Here is a 21,987-nt window from a genome sequence, read left to right on the forward strand (position 1 = left end):
GCCCGGCCGCTTCGTCGGAACGAAGTGACCGGGCCCCTCGGGGTGTTACGGGGTGCTACTGGTTCTGGTTCTCACCACGGTAGAACTCGAAGACCCAGCCCCAGATGCCGACCAGGATGAGCGGCGCCGAGAAGTACAGGATCCACCAGCCCATCGCGATGGCGAGGAAGGCGAGCGCACCGCCGAGGGCGAGCGAGAGCGGCTGCCAGCTGTGGGGGGCGAAGAAGCCCACCTCGCCGGCCTCGTCCGCGACGTCGGCCTCCTTGTTGTCCTGCGCCATGGCGTCGACCCGCCGGGCCGTGAAGGCCAGGTAGTAGCCGATCATGATGCAGAGACCGAACGCCAGGAACAGCGCCGTCGTGCCGACCGGCTCCTTCGACCACACGCCATAGACGATCGCCATGGCGAGGACGAAGACGCTCAGCCAGATGAACATCTTGCCCTGGATCTTCACTTGCCGGCCTCCTTGCCGCCGCTGAGGGCCGCCACCTCGTGAGGCTTGTTCTCGAGCTGGTCGAGAGCCGCGATCTCAGGGTGGTGCAGGTCGAACGCCGGGGATTCGGAACGGATCCGCGGCAGGGTGAGGAAGTTGTGCCGCGGCGGCGGGCAGGACGTCGCCCACTCGAGCGAACGGCCGTAGCCCCACGGGTCGTCGACCTCGATCTTCTTGCCGTACTTGGCGGTCTTCCACACGTTGTACATGAACGGAAGCATCGACAGGCCGAGCAGGAAGGAGGAGATCGTCGAGATCGTGTTCAGCGTGGTGAAGCCGTCGGCCTCGAGGTAGTCCGCGTAACGACGCGGCATGCCCTCGGCACCGAGCCAGTGCTGCACCAGGAACGTGCCGTGGAAGCCCACGAACAGCGTCCAGAAGGTCATCTTGCCGAGGCGCTCGTCCAGCATCTTGCCGGTGAACTTCGGCCACCAGAAGTGGAAGCCGGAGAACATCGCGAAGACCACGGTGCCGAAGATGACGTAGTGGAAGTGCGCCACGACGAAGTACGAGTCCGAGACGTGGAAGTCCATCGGGGGCGAGGCCAGGATGACGCCGGTCAGACCACCGAAGGTGAAGGTGATCAGGAAGCCGACGGCCCACAGCATCGGGGTCTCGAAGGACAGCGAGCCCTTCCACATCGTTCCGATCCAGTTGAAGAACTTCACGCCGGTCGGTACGGCGATGAGGAACGTCATGAAGGAGAAGAACGGGAGGAGCACACCGCCGGTGACGTACATGTGGTGCGCCCACACGGTCACGGACAGACCGGCGATCGCGATCGTCGCGGCCACCAGACCGATGTAGCCGAACATCGGCTTGCGGCTGAAGACCGGGATGACCTCGGAGATGATGCCGAAGAAGGGCAAGGCGATGATGTACACCTCTGGGTGTCCGAAGAACCAGAAGAGGTGTTGCCACAGCAGGGCGCCGCCGTTGGCCGCGTCGAAGACATGGGCACCGAACTTGCGGTCCGCCTCCAGGGCGAACAGCGCGGCCGCCAGGACCGGGAAGGCCAGCAGGACCAGGACACCGGTCAGCAGGACGTTCCAGGTGAAGATCGGCATGCGGAACATCGTCATGCCCGGAGCGCGCATGCAGATGATCGTGGTGATGAAGTTGACCGAGCCGAGGATGGTACCGAAGCCGGACATGGTCAGACCCATGATCCACAGGTCGGCGCCGACACCCGGCGAGCGGACCGCGTCCGACAGCGGGGAGTAGGCGAACCAGCCGAAGTCGGCCGCACCCTGCGGGGTGAGGAAGCCACCCACGGCGATGATCGAGCCGAACAGGTAGAGCCAGTAGGCGAACATGTTCAGCCGCGGGAACGCCACGTCGGGCGCGCCGATCTGCAGCGGCATGATCCAGTTCGCGAAGCCGGCGAACAGCGGCGTCGCGAACATCAGCAGCATGATCGTGCCGTGCATCGTGAACGCCTGGTTGAACTGCTCGTTCGACATGATCTGCGTACCCGGACGGGCCAGCTCGGCGCGCATGAAGAGCGCCATCAGACCGCCGATGATGAAGAACACGAACGAGGTGACCAGGTACATCGTGCCGATGGTCTTGTGGTCGGTGGTGGTCAGCCACTTCACCACGACGTTGCCGGGCTGCTTGCGGCGTACCGGGAGCTCGTTCTCGTACGAGTCCTCAGCCGCGGCCGCACCCTGGGGTTCGTTGAGGATGCTCACAGTTGGTTCTTCTCCGCATTCCGAGCCGGGTCCGTCTGCTCAATGCCGGACGGGATGTAGCCGGTCTGCCCCTTCTCCGCCAGCTCCTTCAGGTGCTGCTGGTAGCGCTCCGGAGAGACCACCTTGACGTTGAAGAGCATCCGGGAGTGGTCGACACCGCAGAGCTCGGCGCACTTGCCGAGGAAGGTGCCTTCCTGCGTCGGGACGACCTCGAAGGCGTTGGTGTGACCCGGGATGACGTCCTGCTTCATGAGGAAGGGGACCACCCAGAAGGAGTGGATGACGTCACGCGAGGTCAGGACGAACCGGACGCGCTCGCCCTTCGGCAGCCACAGGGTCGGACCCGGGTTGCCGGTCTGCGGGTTCCGGGTGCCGGGGATGCCGGCGTCGTAGACGCCGCCCGCGTTCGCCGGGAACGCGTCCTTGTACTTGTCCGGAATCGCCGCGAGGTTCGGGGCCTTCTGGGCGTCGCCGGTCACGCCGGGGACGTTCTCGATGTAGTTGAAGCCCCAGCTCCACTGGTAGCCGACCACGTTGATGGTGTGAGCCGGCTTCGGGGAGAGCTCGAGGAGCTTCGACTCGTCGCGCGCGGTGAAGTAGAAGAGCACCGAGACGATGATGAGCGGAGTGACCGTGTACAGCGCCTCGATCGGCATGTTGTACCGGGTCTGCGGAGGTACCTCGACCTTGGTACGGCTGCGCCGGTGGAAGATGGTGGCCCACAGGATGAGGCCCCACACCAGGATGCCGGTGAGGAGGGCGGCGGCCCAGGAGCCCTGCCACAGGGAGAGGATCCGCGGAGCCTCTTCCGTGACGGGGGTGGGCATGCCAAGGCGGGGGAAGTCTTCCCAGTTGTACGAGCAACCGGTGGCTGTCGCCAGGATCAGGCCCGCAGTCAGCACCTGCGGCAGCTTCCGCCGCATCGGGCGCCGAGACGTGGGGGTACCGCCCGCGCCTCGGCTGCGGGGGAGGTCGGAGCCGTTGGGACTCACGTAGCGCCTTCCCGAGAGTCTCGGCCCGCGTAGGTCGGCTGCCACGGCCGTCCGTCTCGCTGGTCGGTCGCCGCCCCGGCCGCGGGCAGGGGTTTGGATGTTTATGCGGACCAAACCCTACTGGACGCTATTTGGGGTCGCGCGGGGAGGGTGCCCAACGCGCCGTCCGAGTCCCCGAAGGGGTGGAGTCCCGGCTTCCGGGCGGGTGCCGGGCAGGGCCGACCGGCGATGCGAGCCGAGCTTCTGACGGGGCGTCGCGGGCCGGCCGGGGCGGCGGGGATAGCGTGGGCGGATGCCGTACTTCGACGCCGCTTCCGCGGCTCCGCTGCACCCCGTGGCCCGTCAGGCGCTGCTCGCCTCCCTTGACGAGGGCTGGGCCGACCCGGCCCGGCTGTACCGGGAGGGGCGGCGGGCCCGGCTGCTGCTCGACGCGGCGCGGGAGGCCGCGGCGGAGGCGGTGGGCTGTCGCCCCGACGAGCTCGTGTTCACTCCTTCGGGGACGCGCGCGGTTCACGCCGGGATCTCCGGGGCGCTCGCCGGGCGTCGGCGTGTCGGGGACCGGCTCGTGGTGTCGGCGGTCGAACACTCCTCCGTCCTGCACGCCGGCGAGACGCACGCGGCGGCGGGCGGCACGGTGACCGAGGTGCCGGTGAGCCGGTCCGGGGCGGTGGACCCGGCGGTCTTCGCGGCCGCGCTCGACTCCCGTACCGCACTGGCCTGTCTGCAGTCCGCCAATCACGAGGTGGGCACCGAGCAGCCGGTGGCCGAGGTGGCGGCGGCCTGCGCGGCCGCCGGGGTGCCGCTGCTCGTGGACGCGGCGCAGTCGCTCGGCTGGGGGCTGGTGCCGGCGGGCTGGTCGCTGCTCGCGGCGAGCGCGCACAAGTGGGGCGGGCCGTCGGGGGTGGGGCTGCTCGCGGTGCGCAAGGGTGTCCGGTTCGCCCCGCAAGGTCCGTCGGACGAGCGGGAGTCGGGGCGGGCGCCGGGCTTCGAGAACCTGCCGGGGATCGTGGCGGCGGCGGCCTCGCTGCGGGCGGTACGGGCGGAGGCGGCGGCCGAGTCGGCGCGGCTGCGGGCGCTCGTGGACCGGATCCGGGCGCGGGTGCCGGAACTGGTGCCGGACGTGGAGGTGGTGGGCGACCCGGTGCGCCGACTGCCCCATCTCGTCACCTTCTCCTGCCTCTATGTCGACGGGGAGACCCTGCTCTCGGGGCTCGACCGGGAGGGTTTCTCCGTTTCGTCCGGTTCGTCGTGCACGAGTTCGACCCTGACGCCCAGCCATGTGCTGCGCGCGATGGGGGTGCTGAGCGAGGGGAACGTCCGGGTCTCGCTGCCGGCCGGGACGACGGAGGAGGACGTGGACCGCTTCCTCGCGGTGCTGCCCGGGGTGGTGGCCGGGGTGCGCGAGCGGCTCGGCGCCCCGGCGTCGATGTTCGCCGCGCCCGTGGAGACGGCGGGCACCCTGCTTGTCGACGCCCTCGGCCGGCGCTGCCCGATCCCGGTGATCGAGCTCGCCAAGGTCATCGGCGACGTCCCGGTGGGCGGCACGGTCACGGTGCTCTCGGACGACGGGGCGGCGCGCCTGGACATCCCGGCCTGGTGCGAGATGCGGGGTCAGGAGTACGTGGGAGAGGAGCCCTCGCCGAAGGGCGGCACGGCGTACGTGGTGCGGCGGGTGTCCTGACGACGCCGGAGCCCCGGGGCGCGCGGCCCCGGGGCTCCGGTGTGCGAGGTGCGGTGTGCCGTGTCCGTACGGATCCGGCCGGGTGTCAGGCCCGCTGTCAGGCCAGGTGCGCCTGGACCTCGGCGGCGGCCTCGTCGCCGTAGGCCTTGGTGAAGCGGTCCATGAAGTTGGCGCGGCGCAGGGTGTACTCCTGGGTGCCCAGGGTCTCGATCACCAGGGTGGCGAGCATGCAGCCGACCTGGGCGGCGCGCTCCAGGCCGACGCCCCAGGACAGACCGGTCAGGAAGCCGGCGCGGAAGGCGTCGCCGACACCGGTCGGGTCGACCTTGGCCTCCTCCTCCGGGCAGCCGACCTCGATCGGGTCCTCGCCGACCCGCTCGATGCGCACGCCGCGCGAGCCGAGGGTGGTGATGCGGTGCCCGACGCGGCCGAGGATCTCCTCCTCGGTCCAGCCGGTCTTCGACTCGATGAGGCCCTTCTCGTACTCGTTGGAGAAGAGGTAGGTCGCCCCGTCCATGAGGGTGCGGATCTCCTCGCCGTCCATGCGCGCGATCTGCTGCGAGAAGTCGGCGGCGAAGGGGATCGCCCGGGTCCGGCACTCCTCGGTGTGGCGCAGCATCGCCTCGGGGTCGTCGGCGCCGATGAGGACCAGGTCGAGGCCGCCCACGCGGTCGGCGACGGCCTTGAGCTCGATCAGCCGGGCCTCGCTCATGGCGCCGGTGTAGAAGGAGCCGATCTGGTTGTGGTCCGAGTCCGTGGTGCACACGAAGCGGGCGGTGTGCAGGACCTCGGAGATGCGGACGGAGCCGGTGTCGACGCCGTGCCGGTCGAGCCAGGCGCGGTACTCGTCGAAGTCGAAGCCGGCGGCGCCGACCAGCACCGGCCGGCCGCCGAGCTGGCCCATGCCGAAGGAGATGTTCGCCGCGACGCCACCCCGGCGGACGTCGAGGTTGTCGACGAGGAACGACAACGAGACCGTGTGGAGCTGGTCCGCCACGAGCTGGTCGGCGAACCGGCCCGGGAAGGTCATGAGGTGGTCGGTGGCGATGGAGCCGGTGACTGCGATACGCACGGCTGAACGCTCCTGTGGAAAGGGACGGCGATGACGGTTCACGCTACCCGGTGCGGAGGGTGGAAGCCGAACAGGGGAAACTACCCCAGAGTAGGGCTTTTCCCCGAAGCCGGACCGTGCGTACGGTGCCGCCATGACCACGTACCCCGCTCCTCGTGAGCGCCAGGAGTCCGAGTTCAGCCTCGCGGAGCTGTGCGGTGACGGCGCGCGGATGGCCCCGCACTGGGTGACGCCAGCCACCTCGTCGGCCGCGCCGGTCTCTCCCGCACTGATCCACGGCGTCCGGGTCCCGGAGGACTCCGCCCGCCTGATCGCGGCCACCGCGGAGTACGGGGCGTAGCCGGAACGGGCGGTCCCGACCGGAACGGGCGAAGGCGGGGAACCGTCCGGGCGCCACCCCCGTCCCAGAGGTGTCTTCCGCAGGGATGCCACATCTGGAGGAGCGCGCGGTGAGCAGCAGTACGGAGACGGAGAACCGGCCGGGGAGGCGCGGTCCGCTTCTCGTCGCCTCGGTGGCGGCGGGAGTGCTCCTCGTGGGCGGCGGGGGCGTGTACTACGCCGCGACCGCGTCGGGCGACGGCAGTGGTACGGCGGGCGCGGGCGCCGCGAAGGACGCGGCCGCCGCTCCCCCGCCGCTGAAGCTGGGCGGTGCGGACACCGGCGGTCCCGGGATCGCCCCGGGCGAGCCCGACCCGGGCGGCGGTCCGGACGGCACCGTCTACGAAGCCAAGGGCCCCCTCCCCCACGGGCCCTCCTCGGCCGCGGTCCACCGGCCCGAGGGCCGGGTCACCTCGGCGGAGGTGACCCGGCTGGCCGCGGCGCTCGGCCTGCGGGGCGAGCCGCGGCTGATCGGCGAGGTGTGGCGGCTCGACCCGGAGAAGGACACGACGGGGCTGCGTCTCGACGTGTCCGCGAAGGCGCCGGGCAGCTGGACGCTGAGCCGGTACGACGGCGGGCCGGTGGGCGACTCCTGCCTCAAGGGCAAGGCGTGTCCGCCGCCGGGCGAGGCCAAGCCCCCGACGGGCGGCGGTTCCCCGGTGAGCGAGGCGGCGGCCCGGGCGGCCGCGGCGCCGGTCCTGAAGGCGATCGGCCAGGACGACGCCAAGGTGGACGCGAGCCAGGTGATGAACGGCTCGGAGCGGGTGGTGAACGCCGACCCGGTGGTGGGCGGGCTGCCCACCTACGGCTGGTCGACCGGCCTCCACATCGGTCCGGACGGCTCGGTCGTGGCCGGCAGCGGGCGGCTCAAGGAGCCGGCGAAGGGCGACACCTATCCGGTGGTCGGCGCGGAGAAGGCGCTCGCCGAGCTGAACGAGGCCTCGAAGGGCACAGGGCCGGTCGGTATCGGCGGCTGCGCCACGGACCCGCCGGCGAGCACGGACGGGCAGCCGGGCGGCAAGCCCGGCATCGCGCCGGACGCGCCCTGCCAGACCACGGTCGACACGGCACCCCCGAACGTGGTGGAGGTGACCGGGGCGCGGTTCGGGCTGGCCGCGCAGTACGTCGACGGCGAGCAGGTGCTCGTACCGGCCTGGCTGTTCGAGGCGCGGGCGAAGGCGGACGCGAAGCCGTACACGGTGGCGCGGACGGCGGTGGACGCCCGCTATCTGGCCCCGCCGGCCAAGCCCTCCCCCGCGCCCACGACGCCGCCGGACCAGGGCACGGCGCCGGTCCGGCAGATCACCTCGTTCACGGTGGACCCGGGTGGCCGGAAGCTGTCGGTGACCTTCTGGGGCGGGGTGTGCAGCGACTACACGGTGACGGCCGAGGAGAGCCCGCGGCAGGTCGTGGTGCGGATCGCGGAGCGGGCCAAGGAGCCGGGGCGGGCCTGCATCATGGTGGCCGTCGAGATCACCCGTACGGTGACGCTCCAGGCGCCGCTGGGCGACCGCCCGGTGGTGGACGGGGCGAGCCACGAGGCGGTGCCGCGGCCGTAGGCCGCCCGTAACGACGGCGGAACGCACGAGAGGGTGGCACCCGGGGTCCGGGTGCCACCCTCTTCGCGTGCGGTGTGGCTTAGCTGAAGCTGTCGCCGCAGGCGCAGGAACCCGTCGCGTTCGGGTTGTCGATCGTGAAGCCCTGCTTCTCGATGGTGTCGACGAAGTCGATCGAGGCGCCGCCCAGGTAGGGCGCGCTCATGCGGTCGGTGACGACCTTGACGCCGCCGAAGTCCTTGACGACGTCGCCGTCGAGCGAGCGCTCGTCGAAGAACAGCTGGTACCGCAGGCCGGAGCAGCCACCGGGCTGAACGGCGACGCGCAGCGCCAGGTCGTCACGGCCTTCCTGGTCGAGCAGGGCCTTGACCTTGGCCGCGGCGGCGTCGGACAGGAGGATGCCGTCGCTGACAGTGGTCTTCTCGTCCGATACGGACATCTGCTTCTCTCCCGGGTTGGTACGGAGACTGCTTGCCGACGGTTGCAACCGGCGGGGCCGCGGATTCATTCCGGGCCCGAGGCGTCTCTTTCCCTTTCATGCTCGCACACCGTGTCCAGAGACGTGGACGGCGAATTCGTCACATCGACACTATGGACATCGTCAAAGTGACGTGAACCGGTTATGATAGATAGCGTCATTTAGACGAAAAGGCTTTTCGAGGCTCACCGTAGAAGTAGAAAGGGTGCGTGACGTGACCACCGCCCAGCCCTTGGACGTCCAGCCGACGCCGCTCGCCCTCCTCCTGCTCGGCCGCGAGGCCGACCCGAAGAGCGAGCGCGGCGTGGAGTGCCCCGGCGACCTCCCGTCGCCCTCCGACCCGGACCTGGTGGAGCGCGCCCGCGCCGCCAAGGAGAAGCTCGGGGACAAGGTCTTCGTCCTCGGGCACCACTACCAGCGCGACGAGGTCATCCAGTTCGCCGACGTCACCGGCGACTCCTTCAAGCTCGCCCGTGACGCCGCCGCCAAGCCGGAGGCCGAGTACATCGTCTTCTGCGGTGTGCACTTCATGGCCGAGTCGGCGGACATCCTGACCGGCGACGACCAGAAGGTCGTCCTGCCGGACCTCGCCGCCGGCTGTTCGATGGCCGACATGGCCACCGCCGAGCAGGTCGCCGAGTGCTGGGACGTGCTGACCGAGGCCGGCGTCGCCGAGCGGGTCGTGCCCGTCTCGTACATGAACTCCTCCGCCGACATCAAGGCCTTCACCGGCAAGCACGGCGGCACCATCTGCACCTCGTCCAACGCGAAGAAGGCCCTGGAGTGGGCCTTCGAGCAGGGCGAGAAGGTGCTGTTCCTGCCGGACCAGCACCTGGGCCGCAACACCGCCGTCCGCGACATGGGCATGTCCCTCGACGACTGCGTGATCTACAACCCGCACAAGCCGAACGGCGGCCTGACCGCCGAGCAGCTGCGCGACGCGAAGATGATCCTGTGGCGGGGCCACTGCTCGGTGCACGGCCGCTTCTCGCTGGACTCGGTCGCCGACGTGCGCGAGCGCATCCCGGGCGTCAACGTGCTCGTGCACCCCGAGTGCAAGCACGAGGTCGTGGCCGCGGCGGACTACGTGGGCTCGACGGAGTACATCATCAAGACCCTGGAGGCGGCCCCGGCCGGCTCGAAGTGGGCGATCGGCACCGAGCTCAACCTGGTCAAGCGCCTCGCCGACCGCTTCGCCCCGGAGGGCAAGGAGGTCGTCTTCCTCGACCGCACGGTCTGCTTCTGCTCGACCATGAACCGCATCGACCTGCCCCACCTGGTGTGGGCCCTGGAGTCCCTCGCCGAGGGCAACCTGGTCAACCGGATCGAGGTCGACAAGGAGACGGAGGCGTTCGCGAAGCTCGCGCTTGAGCGGATGCTGGCGCTGCCGTAACGATTCCTCGACGGACGAAGGGGTGGGCCCCCGCGCAGTGCGCGGGGGCCGCCCCTGGCCCGGCGGATGTCCGTGGGCGTCTCCCGGACGCCCGGAGGGGCTGCCCCGAGCGATTGCTCGGGGCAGCCCCTCCGGCGTACACCCGCGGTCAGACGCCCGCCGGCTCCTTCGGCTGCGGCGGGACCGGGGCGTCGCCGCCGGGGGTCTTCGCCGCGCGCTTGGCCGCCTTCTTCGCGGCGCGGCGCTCCTTGCGGAGCTCCACCATCGCGTACAGCGTCGGGACGAGCAGCAGGGTGAGCAGCGTCGAGGTGATCAGGCCGCCGATCACCACCACGGCGAGCGGCTGGGCGATGAAGCCGCCCTCGCCGGTGACGCCGAGCGCCATCGGGAGGAGGGCGAAGATCGTCGCCAGGGCGGTCATGAGGATCGGGCGCAGCCGGTGCCGGCCGCCCTCGATCACCGCTTCGACGACGCCCAGGCCCTGGGCCCGGTACTGGTTGATCAGGTCGATCAGGACGATCGCGTTGGTGACCACGATGCCGATGAGCATCAGCATGCCGATCATGGCCGGGACGCCCATGGGCGTGCCGGTGACGACCAGCAGGCCGATCGCGCCGGTGGCCGCGAACGGGATGGAGACCAGCAGGATCAGCGGCTGGATCAGCGACCGGAAGGTCGCCACGAGCAGCATGAACACGATCGCCACGGCGGCGAGCATGGCCAGGCCCAGGTTCACGAACGCGTCGGACTGGTCCTCGGAGACGCCGCCGATGGTCGCGGTCGCGCCCGCCGGGAGGTCGATCTCCTTGAGCTCGGTCTGCAGCGCCGCGCTGACCGCGCCGGTGTTGTCGCCGGTCGGGGTGGCGGTGATGGTGGCCGCGCGGGCGCCGTCGATCCGGGTCTTGGAGACCGGGCCGGGCACCAGCTCGACGGTGGCGATGTCACCCAGCTTGACCGGGCCGATCGGCAGCGCCTTGAGCTCGGCCAGGGTGGTGGCCGGCTTCGCCGAGGTGAGGACGATGTCCCGCTCGGTGTCGTCGAGTACGGCCGTGCCGGCCGGCATGCCGTGCACCGCCTGGCCGACGATCAGACCGAGGGTGGTGTCGTCGAAGCCGGCGTCGGCGGCCTTGTCGTTGGCGCGGACGGAGACCCGCGGGATCGACTGGGACAGGTCGCTCTGGACGTCGGTGACGTCCTTCAGCCCCTCGACGCCCTTCTTGACCGCGTCGGCGGCCTGCTTCAGGACGTCGGCGTCGGCGGCCTTGACGACCACCTTGAGGTCCTGGTTGCTGAAGGCGTCGCCGGCCGCGATGGTGGTGTCGCCGATGCCGTCGAGCTTGGCGAGGGCGCTGTCGACCGCGTCGCGGGTCTTCTCGTACGAGGCGGAGTCCTCCAGGGTCACCTGGTAGGAGGCCTGGTTGGTGCCGGTGCCGCCGCCGAAGGCCGCCATGAAGCCGGAGGAGCCGACGGTGACCTGGTAGTCCTTGATGCCCTCGGTGTCGGCGAGGACCTTCTCGACCTTCTTCGCGGCCTCGTCGGAGGCGGCGAGGCTGGTGCCCGGCGGCAGCTCCTGCTTGATGCTGAGGAGCTTCTGCTCGCCCTGGTCGAAGAAGTTGGTCTTCAGCAGACCGCCCATGCCGAAGGTGACCACGAGGACCACCAGGGCGATGACGACGCTGGTGATCCGGCGCCGGGTGGCGAAGCGCAGCACCGGGACGTACGCGCGCTGCAGCTTGCTGCGGGCCTCCTTCTCCTCGGCCTGCCGGCGGGCCTCGTCCGGGTCCTCGGAGGTGCCCTTGGGGGCGCGCAGGAACCAGAACGACAGGACCGGGACCACGGTCAGCGAGACGAGCAGCGAGGCGAGCAGCGCCGCCGTGACGGTCAGCGAGAAGGAGCCGAACAGCTCGCCGACGATGCCGCCGACCAGGCCGATCGGCAGGAAGACGGCGACGGTGGTGAGGGTCGACGAGGTGACCGCGCCGGCCACCTCCTTGACCGCGGTGACGATCGCGGTCTGCCGCTCCTCGCCGTAGCCCAGGTGCCGCTTGATGTTCTCCAGGACCACGATCGAGTCGTCGACGACCCGGCCGATGGCGATGGTGAGGGCGCCCAGGGTGAGCATGTTGAGCGAGAGGTCGCGGGTCCACAGCACGATCAGGGCGAGGACCACGGAGAGCGGGATGGAGACCGCGGTGACCAGGGTGGAGCGCAGCGAGGCCAGGAAGACCAGGATGACGAGGACGGCCATGACCAGGCCGAGCGCGCCCTCCGTGGTGAGGCCGGAGATGGACTTGGCGACGGCCGGGCCCTGGTCGGAGACCACGGTCAGCTGCGCGCCCGCGCCCAGGTCCTGGCGGAGCTTCGGCAGCTTGTCCTCGACGGCGTCGGAGATGGTGACGGCGCTGCCGTCCTTGTCCATGGTGACCACGACCGCGAGGCTGGGCTTGCCGTCGGTGCGGGTCACGGAGACCCGGCGGGCCTCGTCCTGCTCGACGGTGGCGACGTCGCCGAGGCGGACGGCCCGGCCCTGGGCGGGCTTGATCCGCAGGTCCTGGATCTCCTTGAGCGAGGAGTAGCCGCCGCCGACCTGGACGGTGCGGGTCATGCCGTCCTCGGTGAAGGCGCCGGCGGGCATGGTGCCGCCGCCGTTCTTGATCGCCTCCGCGAGCTTCATGGTGGTCAGTCCGGCCGCGGCGAGCTTCTTCTCGTCCGGGGTGACGGAGACCTGGAGCTCCTGGACGCCGTCGATGGTGACCTGGCCGACGCCGTCGATGTCCTTGAGGACGGGGACGAGGGTCCGCTCCAGCTGGTCGGCGAGTGCCTGCGGGTCCTTGTCCGAGGAGACCGCGAGGACGACGGTCGGGATGTCGTCGGTGGAGCCGGCCACGACCTGCGGGTCGACCGAGTCCGGCAGCTGGGTGCGGGCCCGGTTCACGGCCTGCTGGACGTCGGCGACGAGCTGCTTGGTGCCCTCGTCCCCGTAGTCGAAGCTCGCCATGATGACGGCGCTGCCCTCGGAGGCGGTGGAGGTGACGCCCTTGACGCCGTCGACCGCCTTCAGGGCGTTCTCCAGCGGTTCGACGACCTGCTTCTCCACCACGTCGGGCGAGGCGCCCTGGTACGGGGCGATGACCGAGACCATCGGGAACTCGATCGAGGGCAGCAACTGCTGCTTCAACTGCGGGATCGCGATCGCTCCGAAGAGGAGCGCGACGAGGGACATCAGCCCGATCAGGGCCCGTTGCGCGAGGCTGAATCTGGACAGCCAGGACATGGGGACTCGTTTCTGTGGCGTACTCGGCAGGTCTGCGCCGTGCTCGGCAGGCACCGTGTTCGGCAGGCACCGGGCGCCCGCGAGGGGTGCCCGACTACACCCTCCGCCATGAGAAGGGGCCGATTCCTCGGCCCCCGGTCCCAATTCCTTATCCCGCGCATACCGCGTCTGGAGTACGCCCCGCCGCGGTGTCACTCCACCCTTGGACGGACAAGCCCCGACTCGTAGGCGGTGACCACCAGCTGCGCCCGGTCCCGGGCGCCCAGCTTGGCCATGGTCCGGTTCACATGGGTCTTCACGGTGAGCGGGCTGACGTCGAGCCGCTCGGCGATCTCGTCGTTGGAGTGGCCGCCGCCCACCAGGACGAGCACCTCGCGCTCGCGGGCGGTGAGCGCGGACAGGCGCTCGGAGTACGCGGGGGCGTCCGCGCCGTCCGGGTCGGCGCCGCCGCCCTGGGCGAGGAAGGAGGCGATCAGGCCCTTGGTGGCGGCCGGGGAGAGCAGCGCCTCGCCGGCGTGCGCGATCCGGATGGCGCCGAGTAGCTCCTCCGGTTCGGCGCCCTTGCCGAGGAAGCCGGAGGCCCCGGCGCGCAGCGACTGCACCACGTACTCGTCGACCTCGAAGGTGGTCAGCATGACGATCCGGACGTCCGAGAGCTCAGGATCGGCGGTGATCATGCGGGTGGCGGCGAGCCCGTCGGTGCCGGGCATCCGGATGTCCATCAGGACCACGTCCGGCTTGGTGCCGCGGGCCCGGGCCACCGCCTCGGCCCCGTCGGCGGCCTCGGCGACCACCTCCATGTCGGGCTCGGAGTCGACCAGGACCCGGAACGCGCTGCGCAGCAGCGCCTGGTCGTCGGCAAGCAGTACCCGGATGGTCACGCGTCCCCCTCGCAGTCGGCCGGCACCGGCAGTATCGCCTGCACCCGGAAGCCGCCCCCGTAGCGGGGTGCCGCGGTGAGGGTGCCGCCGAGCGCGGTGACCCGTTCGCGCATGCCGACCAGGCCGTGGCCGCCGCCCGGTTCGGGCGCCGGGACGACCGCGGGCCCGTCGTCGAGGACGGTGATCTCCACGGTGCGGCCGACCCGGAGCACGCTCACCTCGGCCCGCGCCTCGGACCCGGCGTGCTTGCGCACGTTGGTCAGCGCCTCCTGGATGATCCGGTACGCGGCGAGGTCGACGGCGGCCGGCAGCGCGGCGGCCCGGTCGGTGCGGGCCAGCTCGACCGGCAGGCCCGCGTTGCGGAAGGTGGCGAGCAGGTCGTCCAGGACGGCGAGGCCCGACACCGGTTCGGTCGGTGCCTCCGGGTCGCCCGACTGACGGAGCAGCCCGACGGTGGCGCGCAGCTCGTCGAGCGCGGAGCGGGAGGCGGTACGGACGTGCGCCAGGGCCTCCTTGGCCTGGTCGGGGCGCTTGTCCATGACGTGTGCGGCGACCCCGGCCTGCACGTTCACCAGGGCGATGTGGTGGGCGACGACATCGTGCAGATCGCGGGCGATCCGCAGCCGCTCCTCGGCGACCCGCCGCCGCGCCTCCTCCTCGCGGCTGCGTTCCGCGCGCTCGGCCCGCTCCCGTATGGCGTCCACGAAGGCCCGCCGGCTGCGCACCGCGTCCCCGGCGGCCGCGGCCATCCCGGTCCAGGCGAAGACGCCCAGGTTCTCCTGCGCGTACCAGGGGGTGGGTCCGAAGACCATGGCGGCGAAGGTCAGCACGGCCATGGTGGCGAGGCCGAGCCGCCAGGTGGTGGGCCGGTCGGTGTGCGCGGCGACGGTGAAGAGCGAGATGACGGCGCTCATGGTGACGGGCGCCGGGCGCTGGTCGGCGATCAGCTCGACCAGCGCGAAGGCGGTGGTGGCGGCGAGCACCGGGATGGGCCGGCGGCGCCGGAACACCAGGACGGCGGCGCTGAGCAGCATCAGCACGACGCCGGTCGCGGTGGGCGTCCGGTCGCCGAAGGTGGGCCCGGACGGGCTGCCGTGCGGGTCGGTGAAGGAGCTGCAGACCATGGCGGCGAGCACGACGAGCGCCAGCCCCGCGTCGAAGGCGAGGGGATGGGCGCGCAGCCGGTCCCGGGTCCGCGTGAGCGGGGTGCCGTGGGTCAGGGTGCCGTTGGTCGTCACAGCAGAAGACGGTACGGGGTTCCACCCGGGTGGAACCCCATGACCATCGCCTCGGCCCCGGGGTGAGGCCGTCAGGCCCCCGGGATCAGGCCGTCGTCGGAGAGCAGCTTGCGCACCTCGTCGAGGGTCGCGTCAGGAGCCGGCAGAATCAGTTCGGAGGGCTCCAACGCGTCGTCCGGGAGCGGAGTGCCGAGCTCCCTGACCTTGTCGAGCAGTGCGTGGAGCGTGCTGCGGAAGCCCGGGCCGTCGCCCGACTCCATCTCCCGCAGCAGATCGTCGTCGAGCTTGTTGAGCTCCGCGAAGTGACTGTCCGCCAGCTTGAGCTGGCCCTCCCCCATGATCCGTACGATCATGACGTGCCGTCCTCCTGCCGAAGGGGTTGCCTCTCGAAGGGGTTGCTTCCCGAAGGGGTTACTTCTCGAAGCGGGGCTGCGACTGCTGCTGGTTCTGACCCTGGTTCTGGTTCTGCGCGGAGCCGTTGCCGCCCTCGATGGCCTGCTGCTGCGCCGACGGACCGCCGGCCAGCTCGGCCTTCATCCGCTGGAGCTCCAGCTCCACGTCCGTACCGCCCGAGAGGCGGTCCAGCTCGGCCTGGATGTCGTCCTTGGCCAGGCCCGACTGGTCGTCGAGCGCGCCCGAGGCGAGCAGCTCGTCGATCGCGCCGGCCCGCGCCTGCAGCTGGGCGGTCTTGTCCTCGGCCCGCTGGATGGCCAGGCCGACGTCGCTCATCTCCTCCGAGATGCCGGAGAAGGACTCCGCGATCCGGGTCTGCGCCTGGGCGGCCGTGTACGTGGCCTTGATCGTCTCCTTCTTGGTGCGGAAGGCGTCGACCTTGGCCTGCAGCCGCTGCGCCGCGAGGGTGAGCTTCTCCTCCTCGCCCTGCAGGGTCTGGTGCTGCACCTCCAGGTCGCTGACCTGCTGCTGCAGCGCGGCGCGGCGGGACAGCGCCTCGCGCGCCAGGTCCTCACGGCCGAGCGCGAGCGCCTTGCGGCCCTGGTCCTCCAGCTTGGCGGACTGCCCCTGCAGCTGGTTCAGCTGCAGTTCGAGGCGCTTGCGGGAGGTCGCCACGTCGGCGACGCCGCGGCGCACCTTCTGCAGCAGCTCCAGCTGCTTCTGGTAGGAGTAATCGAGGGTCTCGCGCGGATCCTCGGCCCGGTCGAGGGCCTTGTTTGCCTTCGCGCGGAAGATCATCCCCATACGCTTCATCACACCGCTCATGGGCTTCGCGCGCCCCCTTCTGACGGACTCGGCTCCAGCACTCCAACAAGAACCACAGTACGGTTCCTCACTCCATTACCGCACTGTTCGGGGCCCGATGTGCTCCTCCCCAAGGACGAGTGGAGATCACCGGGCCTCCGGCCCAGGGAGTAGAGGGACACTCCGGGTCCCTCCCCCGCCCCGGGCACGGGGTCTCGGCAGCGAAGACGCGGGCCGTTAGCGGATCGTTCCCGCCCACGCTGGGTCCCACACCCCGCACCACGTACCCTTGGCCTTGTGTTCCGTAGCCGTTCGAAGGATGAGAAGGCCCCCACCGACAAGGTGACGGCGGACCTCTCCAAGCAGCCCCGCGACCCCGAGGCCCCCAAGGGCCGCCCGACCCCGAAGCGGAGCGATGCGCAGTCGCAGCGCCGCCGCGCGCAGTCGGCGCCACTGGACCGCAAGGAGGCCGCCAAGCGTCAGCGCGAGGCCCGCCGCGCGGACCTGACCCGCCAGCGCGAGGCGCTGAACAGCGGTGACGAGCGCTATCTGCCCGCCCGCGACAAGGGCCCGGTGCGGCGCTTCGTCCGCGACTTCGTCGACTCGCGCTTCGCGGTCGCCGAGTTCTTCCTGCCGATGGCCGTGGTCATCCTGGTCCTGTCGCTCTTCGGCAACACCAACCGCCAGCTGCAGAACATCTCGCTGCTGCTGTGGGCCGGTGTGATCGTGATGATCGTGATCGACTCGATCGGCATCTGGCTGCGTCTGAAGAAGCAGCTGAACGAGCGGTTCCCGAACGAGTCGAAGCGCGGCGCGATCGCGTACGGCCTGATGCGCACGCTCCAGATGCGCCGGCTGCGGCTGCCCAAGCCGCAGGTCAAGCGCGGAGAGCGGCCCTGAGCGCGGACCTTCCGGCCGCGGGTGGTCCTGTGAGCGGTGCCGCGGGTGAGGTGCTGCCGGTCGTGAGCACCTGGCCCGCCGAGCCCGGTGGGCTGCGCGAGACCGTCCGCCAGGAGCTCATCGCGCGCCAGCTCGACGAGCAGATAGCCGCCCGCTACCCCGTGGGGCAGCGGCTGCGCATCCTCGACGCGGGGATGGGCCAGGGCACCCAGGCCCTGCGGCTCGCCCGGGCCGGGCACACGGTGACCGGCCTGGAGGCCGACCCCGAGCTGCTCCAGGCCGCCCGCGAGTCGCTCGCGACCGAACCGGCCGGCATCCGGGAGCGGGTCCGGCTGATCCACGGCGACGGCCGCGAGACCGGGGTGCACTTCCTGCCCGGCAGCTTCGACGTCGTCCTCTGTCACGGCGTGCTGATGTACGCCGACGAGCCCGACGCGCTGCTCGCGGGTCTGGCCCGGATGCTGGCCCCCGGGGGCCTGCTGTCCCTGGTGGTACGGAACGCGGGGGCGCTGGCCATGCGGCCGGGCCTCGCCGGGGACTGGGCGGGCGCGCTCACCGGGTTCGAGTCGGACGTCTACACCGACCGCAACGGGGTGAAGGGCCGGGCCGACCGGCTCGACGCCCTCGTCACCACGCTGGCCGGGATCGCGGCGCCGCTGCACGCCTGGTACGGCGTGCGGGTCTTCACCGACGGCATCCCCGCGGAGACGGGCCTGCCGGCCGCCGACGAGCTGGAGCGCCTGCTCGCCGCCGAGGACCGGGCCGGGCGCACCGAGCCGTACCGGCGGATCGCGGGACTGCTGCACCTGTGCGGTGTGCGGGGCTGATCCCGCCCTCCACCTCCTGATTCCCGCCCTTCCCGCCCCCTGATCGGGTGTCTCCACCGAGGCGTACGGCCCCGGCGGCCCGGAGACTGCGGTCATGAGACGTCTCCTGCTTCCCCTCGCCGCCGGGGCCTGTGCCGTCGCGCTCACCGGCCTGGTCGGCGGCTGCTCGGCCGGTTCCGCGTCACGGGCCGAGCGGTCTCCGGCGGGACCCTCCACCCAGGCCGCGGCCGCACCTCTGGTCTCCAACCAGCTCCAGGACGACTACCAGGCCGTGATCAAGGACGTGCTGCCGTCGGTGGTGCAGATCGACGCCTCGCAGAGCCTGGGGTCCGGGGTCGTCTACGACGGCAAGGGCCACATCGTCACCAACGCGCACGTGGTCGGCCAGGAGCGGGCCTTCCGGGTCTCGGCGGCGACCGGCGGGCAGCCGGTGACGGCGAAGCTGGTGGCCGCGTATCCCGAGCAGGACCTCGCGGTGCTCAAGCTGGACACCGTGCCGCAGGGGCTGAAGCCCGCGAAGCTCGGCGATTCGAGCAAGGTCGACATGGGGCAGATCGTCCTCGCCATGGGCTCGCCGCTCGGCCTGTCCGGCAGCGTCACCCAGGGCATCGTGTCGGCGACCGGCCGGACGGTCAGCGAGGGCCGCGAGGGCGGCGGGACCGGCGCGACGATCGGCAACCTGGTGCAGACCTCCGCCGCGATCAACCCGGGCAACAGCGGGGGCGCCCTGGTGAACCTGGACAGCGAGGTCATCGGCATCCCCACGCTCGCGGCGACCAACCCGGAGCTGGGCGGCGGTTCGGCGCCGGGCATCGGCTTCGCGATCCCCGCGTCGATGGTGAAGACGGTGGCCGACCAGATCATCGCGACCGGCAAGGTGACGGACTCCGGGCGGGCCGCGCTCAACATCACCGGCCGCACCATCGTCGACGAGAACAACGAGCCGGCGGGCGTCGCGATCGTCGAGGCCCCGCCGAACGGCGCGGCCGCGAAGGCGGGGCTGCGGGCGGGCGACGTGATCACCCGCGTCGACGAGGACCCGATCACCACGATCACCTCGCTCGCGGAGTCCCTGGCGGGCCGCAAGCCGGGCGACAAGGTGACGGTGACGTTCACGCGGGGCGCGCAGGAGGGCGAGGTCGAGGTGACGCTGGGCGAGATCTGACGGCCCCGCCGCGCCGCGGCCCGCCGCCGCCGGGCGGTGCCCACCCGCACCGCCCCGCACGGGTGGGCATCGTCGCCGGGCGCTCTAGCCCTCCGCGTCCAGGGGCATCGGGCCGTAGATCTTCGCGCCGTCCTCCGACAGGGTCACCTGGTCCGCGCCGCCGTCGAGGAGGTCGCGCCAGTGTTCACCGATCCAGGACTCGGCGTCGCCCTGGGTGGTGAACTCCTCGGGGGTCACCACCGGAGTGACCTCGGTGCCGTCGGACTTCTCGAACCGCCACGTCCATGCCATGTCCGCCTCCGGTTGATCTTCCGGTTGATCGGTTTCCTGCCCGCAGCGTAGCCGGGCGCGCACCCCTCGCGGTGACGCGGGAGGATCTAGGCGTGGAACTGACTCTGCTCGGCACCGGCGCCCCCCTCGGACTGCCCCGCCCCGACTGCCCGTGCGCCGTGTGCGCGGTGTCCCGCGGTGAGCGGGCGCGGGCCGCGACCTCGCTGCTCGTGGACGGGGCGCTGCTGCTCGATCTGACGCCGGGCGCCGCGCTGGCCGCCGCCCGCTCGGGGCACTCGTTGGTGGGGGTGCGGCAGGTGCTGCTGACGCATCCGCACGACGGGCCGGCCGTGGAGGTGCCGGCGGGGCTGCCGACGGCGGGCCGGGTGCCGGACGGGCGGGAGCTGACGCTGATCAGCGGGCACCGGGTGCGGGCGGTGGCGATGGACGCGCCGGGCACGGGGTACGAGGTGACGTCGGCGGACGGCGAGCGGTTGCTGTATCTGCCGCCGGGCGGCTCCCCGGCCGGGCTGGTGGACGACCACCGCAGGCCGTACGACCTGGTGGTGGCCGATGTGACCGGACGCCCGGACGCGCTGGCCCGGCTGCGGGCGACGGGCGCGGTGGGGCCGGCCACGGACGTGATCGCGGCGCACCTGGACCACGACGCCCCGGCCGGCGCCGAGCTGGACCGGCGGCTCGCGGCGGCGGGCGCGCGGGCGGTGCCGGACGGGACGACGCTGTACGTGGGCGAGTACCACGCGGTGCCGGACGTGCCGCGCCGCACGCTGGTGACGGGCGGGGCCAGGTCGGGCAAGTCGGTGGAGGCGGAGCGCCGTCTGGAGACCTTCCCGGAGGTGCTGTACGTGGCGACGGGCGGGACCCGCGAGGGTGACCCGGAGTGGGCCCACCGGGTGAGCCTGCACCGGGAGCGGCGGCCGGGCTCCTGGCGTACCGCGGAGACCACCGATCTCGTACCGCTGCTGCGCGAGGAGGGTCCGCCGCTGCTGATCGACTGTCTGTCGCTGTGGCTGACGGACGCCATGGACGCGGTCGGCGCCTGGGACGACGAGCGGTGGGCGGACGGCGGCCGGGAGGCGCTGGCGGCGCGGGTCGCGGAGCTGGTGGCGGCGGTCCGGGAGACCTCGCGGACGGTGGTGGCGGTGACCAACGAGGTGGGTTCGGGCGTGGTCCCGGCGACGGCCTCGGGCCGCCGGTTCCGCGACGAGCTGGGGCGGCTGAACGCGGCTTTCGGCGACGAGTGCGAGCAGGTGCTGCTGGTGGCCGCAGGCCAGGCGCTCGTCCTGCGCGGGTAGTCCACGGGTCACCGGGCGGGGCGCGCGGGTAGGGTGCGATCGACCGCGTGACAGGCCCACGAACGCATGGACGTCCTAGGTGGAACCGACCTTGAACCTCGACGACTTCTCCGATCTGATCGAGCGCCCCGACGGGGGGATCCGGCACGAGGCCGAGGAGCGCCGGGCGCGTCTGGCCGTCCGGCCGGGGGCGCTCGGGCGGCTCGACGAGCTGGGCGAGTGGCTGTCGGCGGCGCAGGGCGCGGTGCCGGTGCGGCCGGTGGAGCAGCCGAAGGTGGTGCTGTTCGCGGGCGACCACGGGGTGGCGTCGCTCGACGTGTCGGGGCGGGCCGCGGGCACGGCGTACGAGCTGGTGCGCGCGGTGCTCGACGGGGTGAGCCCGGTGGCGGTGCTCGCGCGGGCCCAGGAGGTGCCGGTGCGGGTGGTGGACGCGGGTCTCGACTGCGACCCGGGGCTGCTGCCGGCCGAGGTGACCCGGCACCGGGTGCGGCGCGGGGCGGGCCGGATCGACGTCGAGGACGCGCTGACGGCCGAGGAGGCACGGGCGGCGCTGGCCCTCGGCATCGCGGTGGCGGACGAGGAGGCCGACTCGGGCACCGATCTGGTGGTGCTCGGGGATCTGAGCGTGGGCGGTACGACCCCCGCGTCGACGCTGATCGCCGCGCTGTGCGGGACCGACGCGTCGGTGGTGACCGGGCGCGGCGGGGCCGGGATCGACGATCTGGCGTGGATGCGCAAGTGCGCGGCGATCCGGGACGCGCTGCGCCGGGCGCGGCCGGTCCTCGGCGACCAGCTGGAGCTGCTCGCGACGGTGGGCGGCGCGGATCTGACGGCGATGACGGGTTTCCTGCTGCAGGCGTCGGCGCGCCGGCTGCCGGTGATCCTGGACGGTGTGGTGGGCGCGGCCTGTGCGCTGGTGGCGCAGCGGGCGGCGTTCCGGGCGCCGGACTGGTGGCTGGCGGGTCAGGTGAGCGGGGAGCCGGCGCAGGCGAAGGCGCTGGACCGGATGGCGCTCAACCCGCTGCTGGACCACGGCGTCACTGTGGGCGAGGGAACCGGGGCACTGCTCGCGCTGCCCCTCGTCCGGGCCGCCGCCGCGCTGGCGGCGGAGCTGCCGGAGGCCACCGCTCCCGAGGCGGCCGCTCCGGCGGCGGACGAGGTCGGCTGAGCCGGCGGGTCACG

20 protein-coding genes are annotated in these 21,987 nt (G+C 71.9%); 9 read left to right on the forward strand and 11 right to left on the reverse strand.

Translation table 11 applies throughout. The annotated features are described in order from the left end of the window. Nucleotides 1-55 precede the first annotated feature (55 nt). From KV205_RS02500 to coxB, 3 genes are read right to left on the reverse strand one after another with little or no spacing between them, the layout of a single operon-like run. The gene (locus KV205_RS02500; RefSeq protein WP_265861738.1) at nt 56-454 is read right to left on the reverse strand and encodes a cytochrome c oxidase subunit 4; all 399 of its coding nucleotides are present in this window, start codon (nt 452-454) and stop codon (nt 56-58) included. Then, a complete protein-coding gene (gene ctaD / locus KV205_RS02505; protein ID WP_265861739.1) occupies nt 451-2,187 on the reverse strand; it encodes a cytochrome c oxidase subunit I in 1,737 nt (578 codons plus the stop codon). Before ctaD ends, KV205_RS02500 begins: the two co-directional genes overlap by 4 nt. Continuing rightward, entirely contained in the window at nt 2,184-3,179 is a 996-nt protein-coding gene (gene coxB / locus KV205_RS02510; protein ID WP_374214600.1) for a cytochrome c oxidase subunit II, read from the reverse strand. Before coxB ends, ctaD begins: the two co-directional genes overlap by 4 nt. Before the next feature lie 292 nt (nt 3,180-3,471). On the opposite strand from coxB, the gene KV205_RS02515 reads away from it, so the two are divergent. After that, the gene (locus KV205_RS02515; RefSeq protein WP_265861742.1) at nt 3,472-4,860 is read left to right on the forward strand and encodes a cysteine desulfurase/sulfurtransferase TusA family protein; all 1,389 of its coding nucleotides are present in this window, start codon (nt 3,472-3,474) and stop codon (nt 4,858-4,860) included. A gap of 97 nt (nt 4,861-4,957) precedes the next feature. On the opposite strand, the gene KV205_RS02520 is transcribed toward KV205_RS02515, so the two are convergent. Then, on the reverse strand, nt 4,958-5,932 hold the full coding sequence (locus KV205_RS02520) for a carbohydrate kinase family protein (RefSeq protein WP_265861743.1): 975 nt from the start codon (nt 5,930-5,932) through the stop codon (nt 4,958-4,960). A gap of 133 nt (nt 5,933-6,065) precedes the next feature. Here KV205_RS02520 and KV205_RS02525 point away from each other — a divergent pair, with 133 nt between their 5' ends. Together KV205_RS02525 and KV205_RS02530 are read left to right on the forward strand one after the other, a co-directional pair. Continuing rightward, on the forward strand, nt 6,066-6,272 hold the full coding sequence (locus tag KV205_RS02525) for a hypothetical protein (protein WP_265861744.1): 207 nt from the start codon (nt 6,066-6,068) through the stop codon (nt 6,270-6,272). Between the two features lie 85 nt (nt 6,273-6,357). Further along, nucleotides 6,358-7,869 carry a hypothetical protein gene (locus KV205_RS02530; RefSeq protein WP_374214601.1) on the forward strand — a complete coding sequence of 504 codons (1,512 nt, stop codon included), beginning with the start codon at nt 6,358-6,360 and terminating at the stop codon, nt 7,867-7,869. Between the two features lie 79 nt (nt 7,870-7,948). On the opposite strand, the gene KV205_RS02535 is transcribed toward KV205_RS02530, so the two are convergent. Further along, nucleotides 7,949-8,305, reverse strand: coding sequence for an iron-sulfur cluster assembly accessory protein (locus tag KV205_RS02535; protein ID WP_019885637.1), 357 nt, complete (start codon nt 8,303-8,305; stop codon nt 7,949-7,951). A gap of 253 nt (nt 8,306-8,558) precedes the next feature. Between KV205_RS02535 and nadA the strand changes: the two genes are divergently transcribed. Further along, a complete protein-coding gene (gene nadA, locus KV205_RS02540; RefSeq protein WP_265861746.1) occupies nt 8,559-9,737 on the forward strand; it encodes a quinolinate synthase NadA in 1,179 nt (392 codons plus the stop codon). Nucleotides 9,738-9,885: 148 nt separating this feature from the next. On the opposite strand, the gene KV205_RS02545 is transcribed toward nadA, so the two are convergent. From KV205_RS02545 to KV205_RS02565, 5 genes are all read right to left on the reverse strand, one after another. Further along, on the reverse strand, nt 9,886-13,011 hold the full coding sequence (locus KV205_RS02545) for an efflux RND transporter permease subunit (protein WP_265861748.1): 3,126 nt from the start codon (nt 13,009-13,011) through the stop codon (nt 9,886-9,888). Nucleotides 13,012-13,202: 191 nt separating this feature from the next. Further along, a complete protein-coding gene (locus KV205_RS02550; protein ID WP_265861751.1) occupies nt 13,203-13,892 on the reverse strand; it encodes a response regulator transcription factor in 690 nt (229 codons plus the stop codon). After that, the gene (locus KV205_RS02555) at nt 13,889-15,130 is read right to left on the reverse strand and encodes a sensor histidine kinase (protein ID WP_265861752.1); all 1,242 of its coding nucleotides are present in this window, start codon (nt 15,128-15,130) and stop codon (nt 13,889-13,891) included. The genes KV205_RS02550 and KV205_RS02555 overlap by 4 nt, the downstream gene beginning before the upstream one ends. 71 nt (nt 15,131-15,201) lie before the next feature. Further along, nucleotides 15,202-15,483, reverse strand: a complete 282-nt coding sequence (locus tag KV205_RS02560; protein WP_265861753.1) for a hypothetical protein — start codon at nt 15,481-15,483, stop codon at nt 15,202-15,204. Nucleotides 15,484-15,541: 58 nt separating this feature from the next. Next, complete coding sequence (locus KV205_RS02565; protein WP_265861754.1) at nt 15,542-16,348, reverse strand: PspA/IM30 family protein; 807 nt, start codon at nt 16,346-16,348, stop codon at nt 15,542-15,544. 276 nt (nt 16,349-16,624) lie between these two features. Here KV205_RS02565 and KV205_RS02570 point away from each other — a divergent pair, with 276 nt between their 5' ends. The 3 genes from KV205_RS02570 (at nt 16,625) to KV205_RS02580 (ending at nt 19,219) form a co-directional block, all read left to right on the forward strand. Beyond that, complete coding sequence (locus tag KV205_RS02570) at nt 16,625-17,227, forward strand: DUF3043 domain-containing protein (protein WP_265861755.1); 603 nt, start codon at nt 16,625-16,627, stop codon at nt 17,225-17,227. Nucleotides 17,228-17,277: 50 nt separating this feature from the next. After that, nucleotides 17,278-18,054 carry a bifunctional 2-polyprenyl-6-hydroxyphenol methylase/3-demethylubiquinol 3-O-methyltransferase UbiG gene (locus KV205_RS02575; RefSeq protein ID WP_265861911.1) on the forward strand — a complete coding sequence of 259 codons (777 nt, stop codon included), beginning with the start codon at nt 17,278-17,280 and terminating at the stop codon, nt 18,052-18,054. Between the two features lie 94 nt (nt 18,055-18,148). Next, the gene (locus KV205_RS02580; protein ID WP_265861756.1) at nt 18,149-19,219 is read left to right on the forward strand and encodes a S1C family serine protease; all 1,071 of its coding nucleotides are present in this window, start codon (nt 18,149-18,151) and stop codon (nt 19,217-19,219) included. An 84-nt stretch (nt 19,220-19,303) separates the two neighbouring features. Here the strand turns inward: KV205_RS02580 and KV205_RS02585 are convergent, their stop codons facing one another. Further along, nucleotides 19,304-19,510 (reverse strand): hypothetical protein, encoded by a 207-nt coding sequence (locus KV205_RS02585; protein ID WP_265861758.1) that lies wholly within the window; start codon nt 19,508-19,510, stop codon nt 19,304-19,306. Between the two features lie 92 nt (nt 19,511-19,602). Between KV205_RS02585 and KV205_RS02590 the strand changes: the two genes are divergently transcribed. Both KV205_RS02590 and KV205_RS02595 read left to right on the forward strand, forming a co-directional pair. Then, nucleotides 19,603-20,805: a bifunctional adenosylcobinamide kinase/adenosylcobinamide-phosphate guanylyltransferase gene (locus KV205_RS02590; protein ID WP_265861759.1), complete on the forward strand. Its 1,203-nt coding sequence runs from the start codon at nt 19,603-19,605 to the stop codon at nt 20,803-20,805. A gap of 91 nt (nt 20,806-20,896) precedes the next feature. Beyond that, nucleotides 20,897-21,973, forward strand: a complete 1,077-nt coding sequence (locus tag KV205_RS02595; RefSeq protein WP_265861913.1) for a nicotinate-nucleotide--dimethylbenzimidazole phosphoribosyltransferase — start codon at nt 20,897-20,899, stop codon at nt 21,971-21,973. Nucleotides 21,974-21,987: the final 14 nt, after the last annotated feature.

Source organism: Streptomyces sp. SKN60 (assembly GCF_026236535.1).
Taxonomy (GTDB): Bacteria; Actinomycetota; Actinomycetes; order Streptomycetales; family Streptomycetaceae; genus Streptomyces.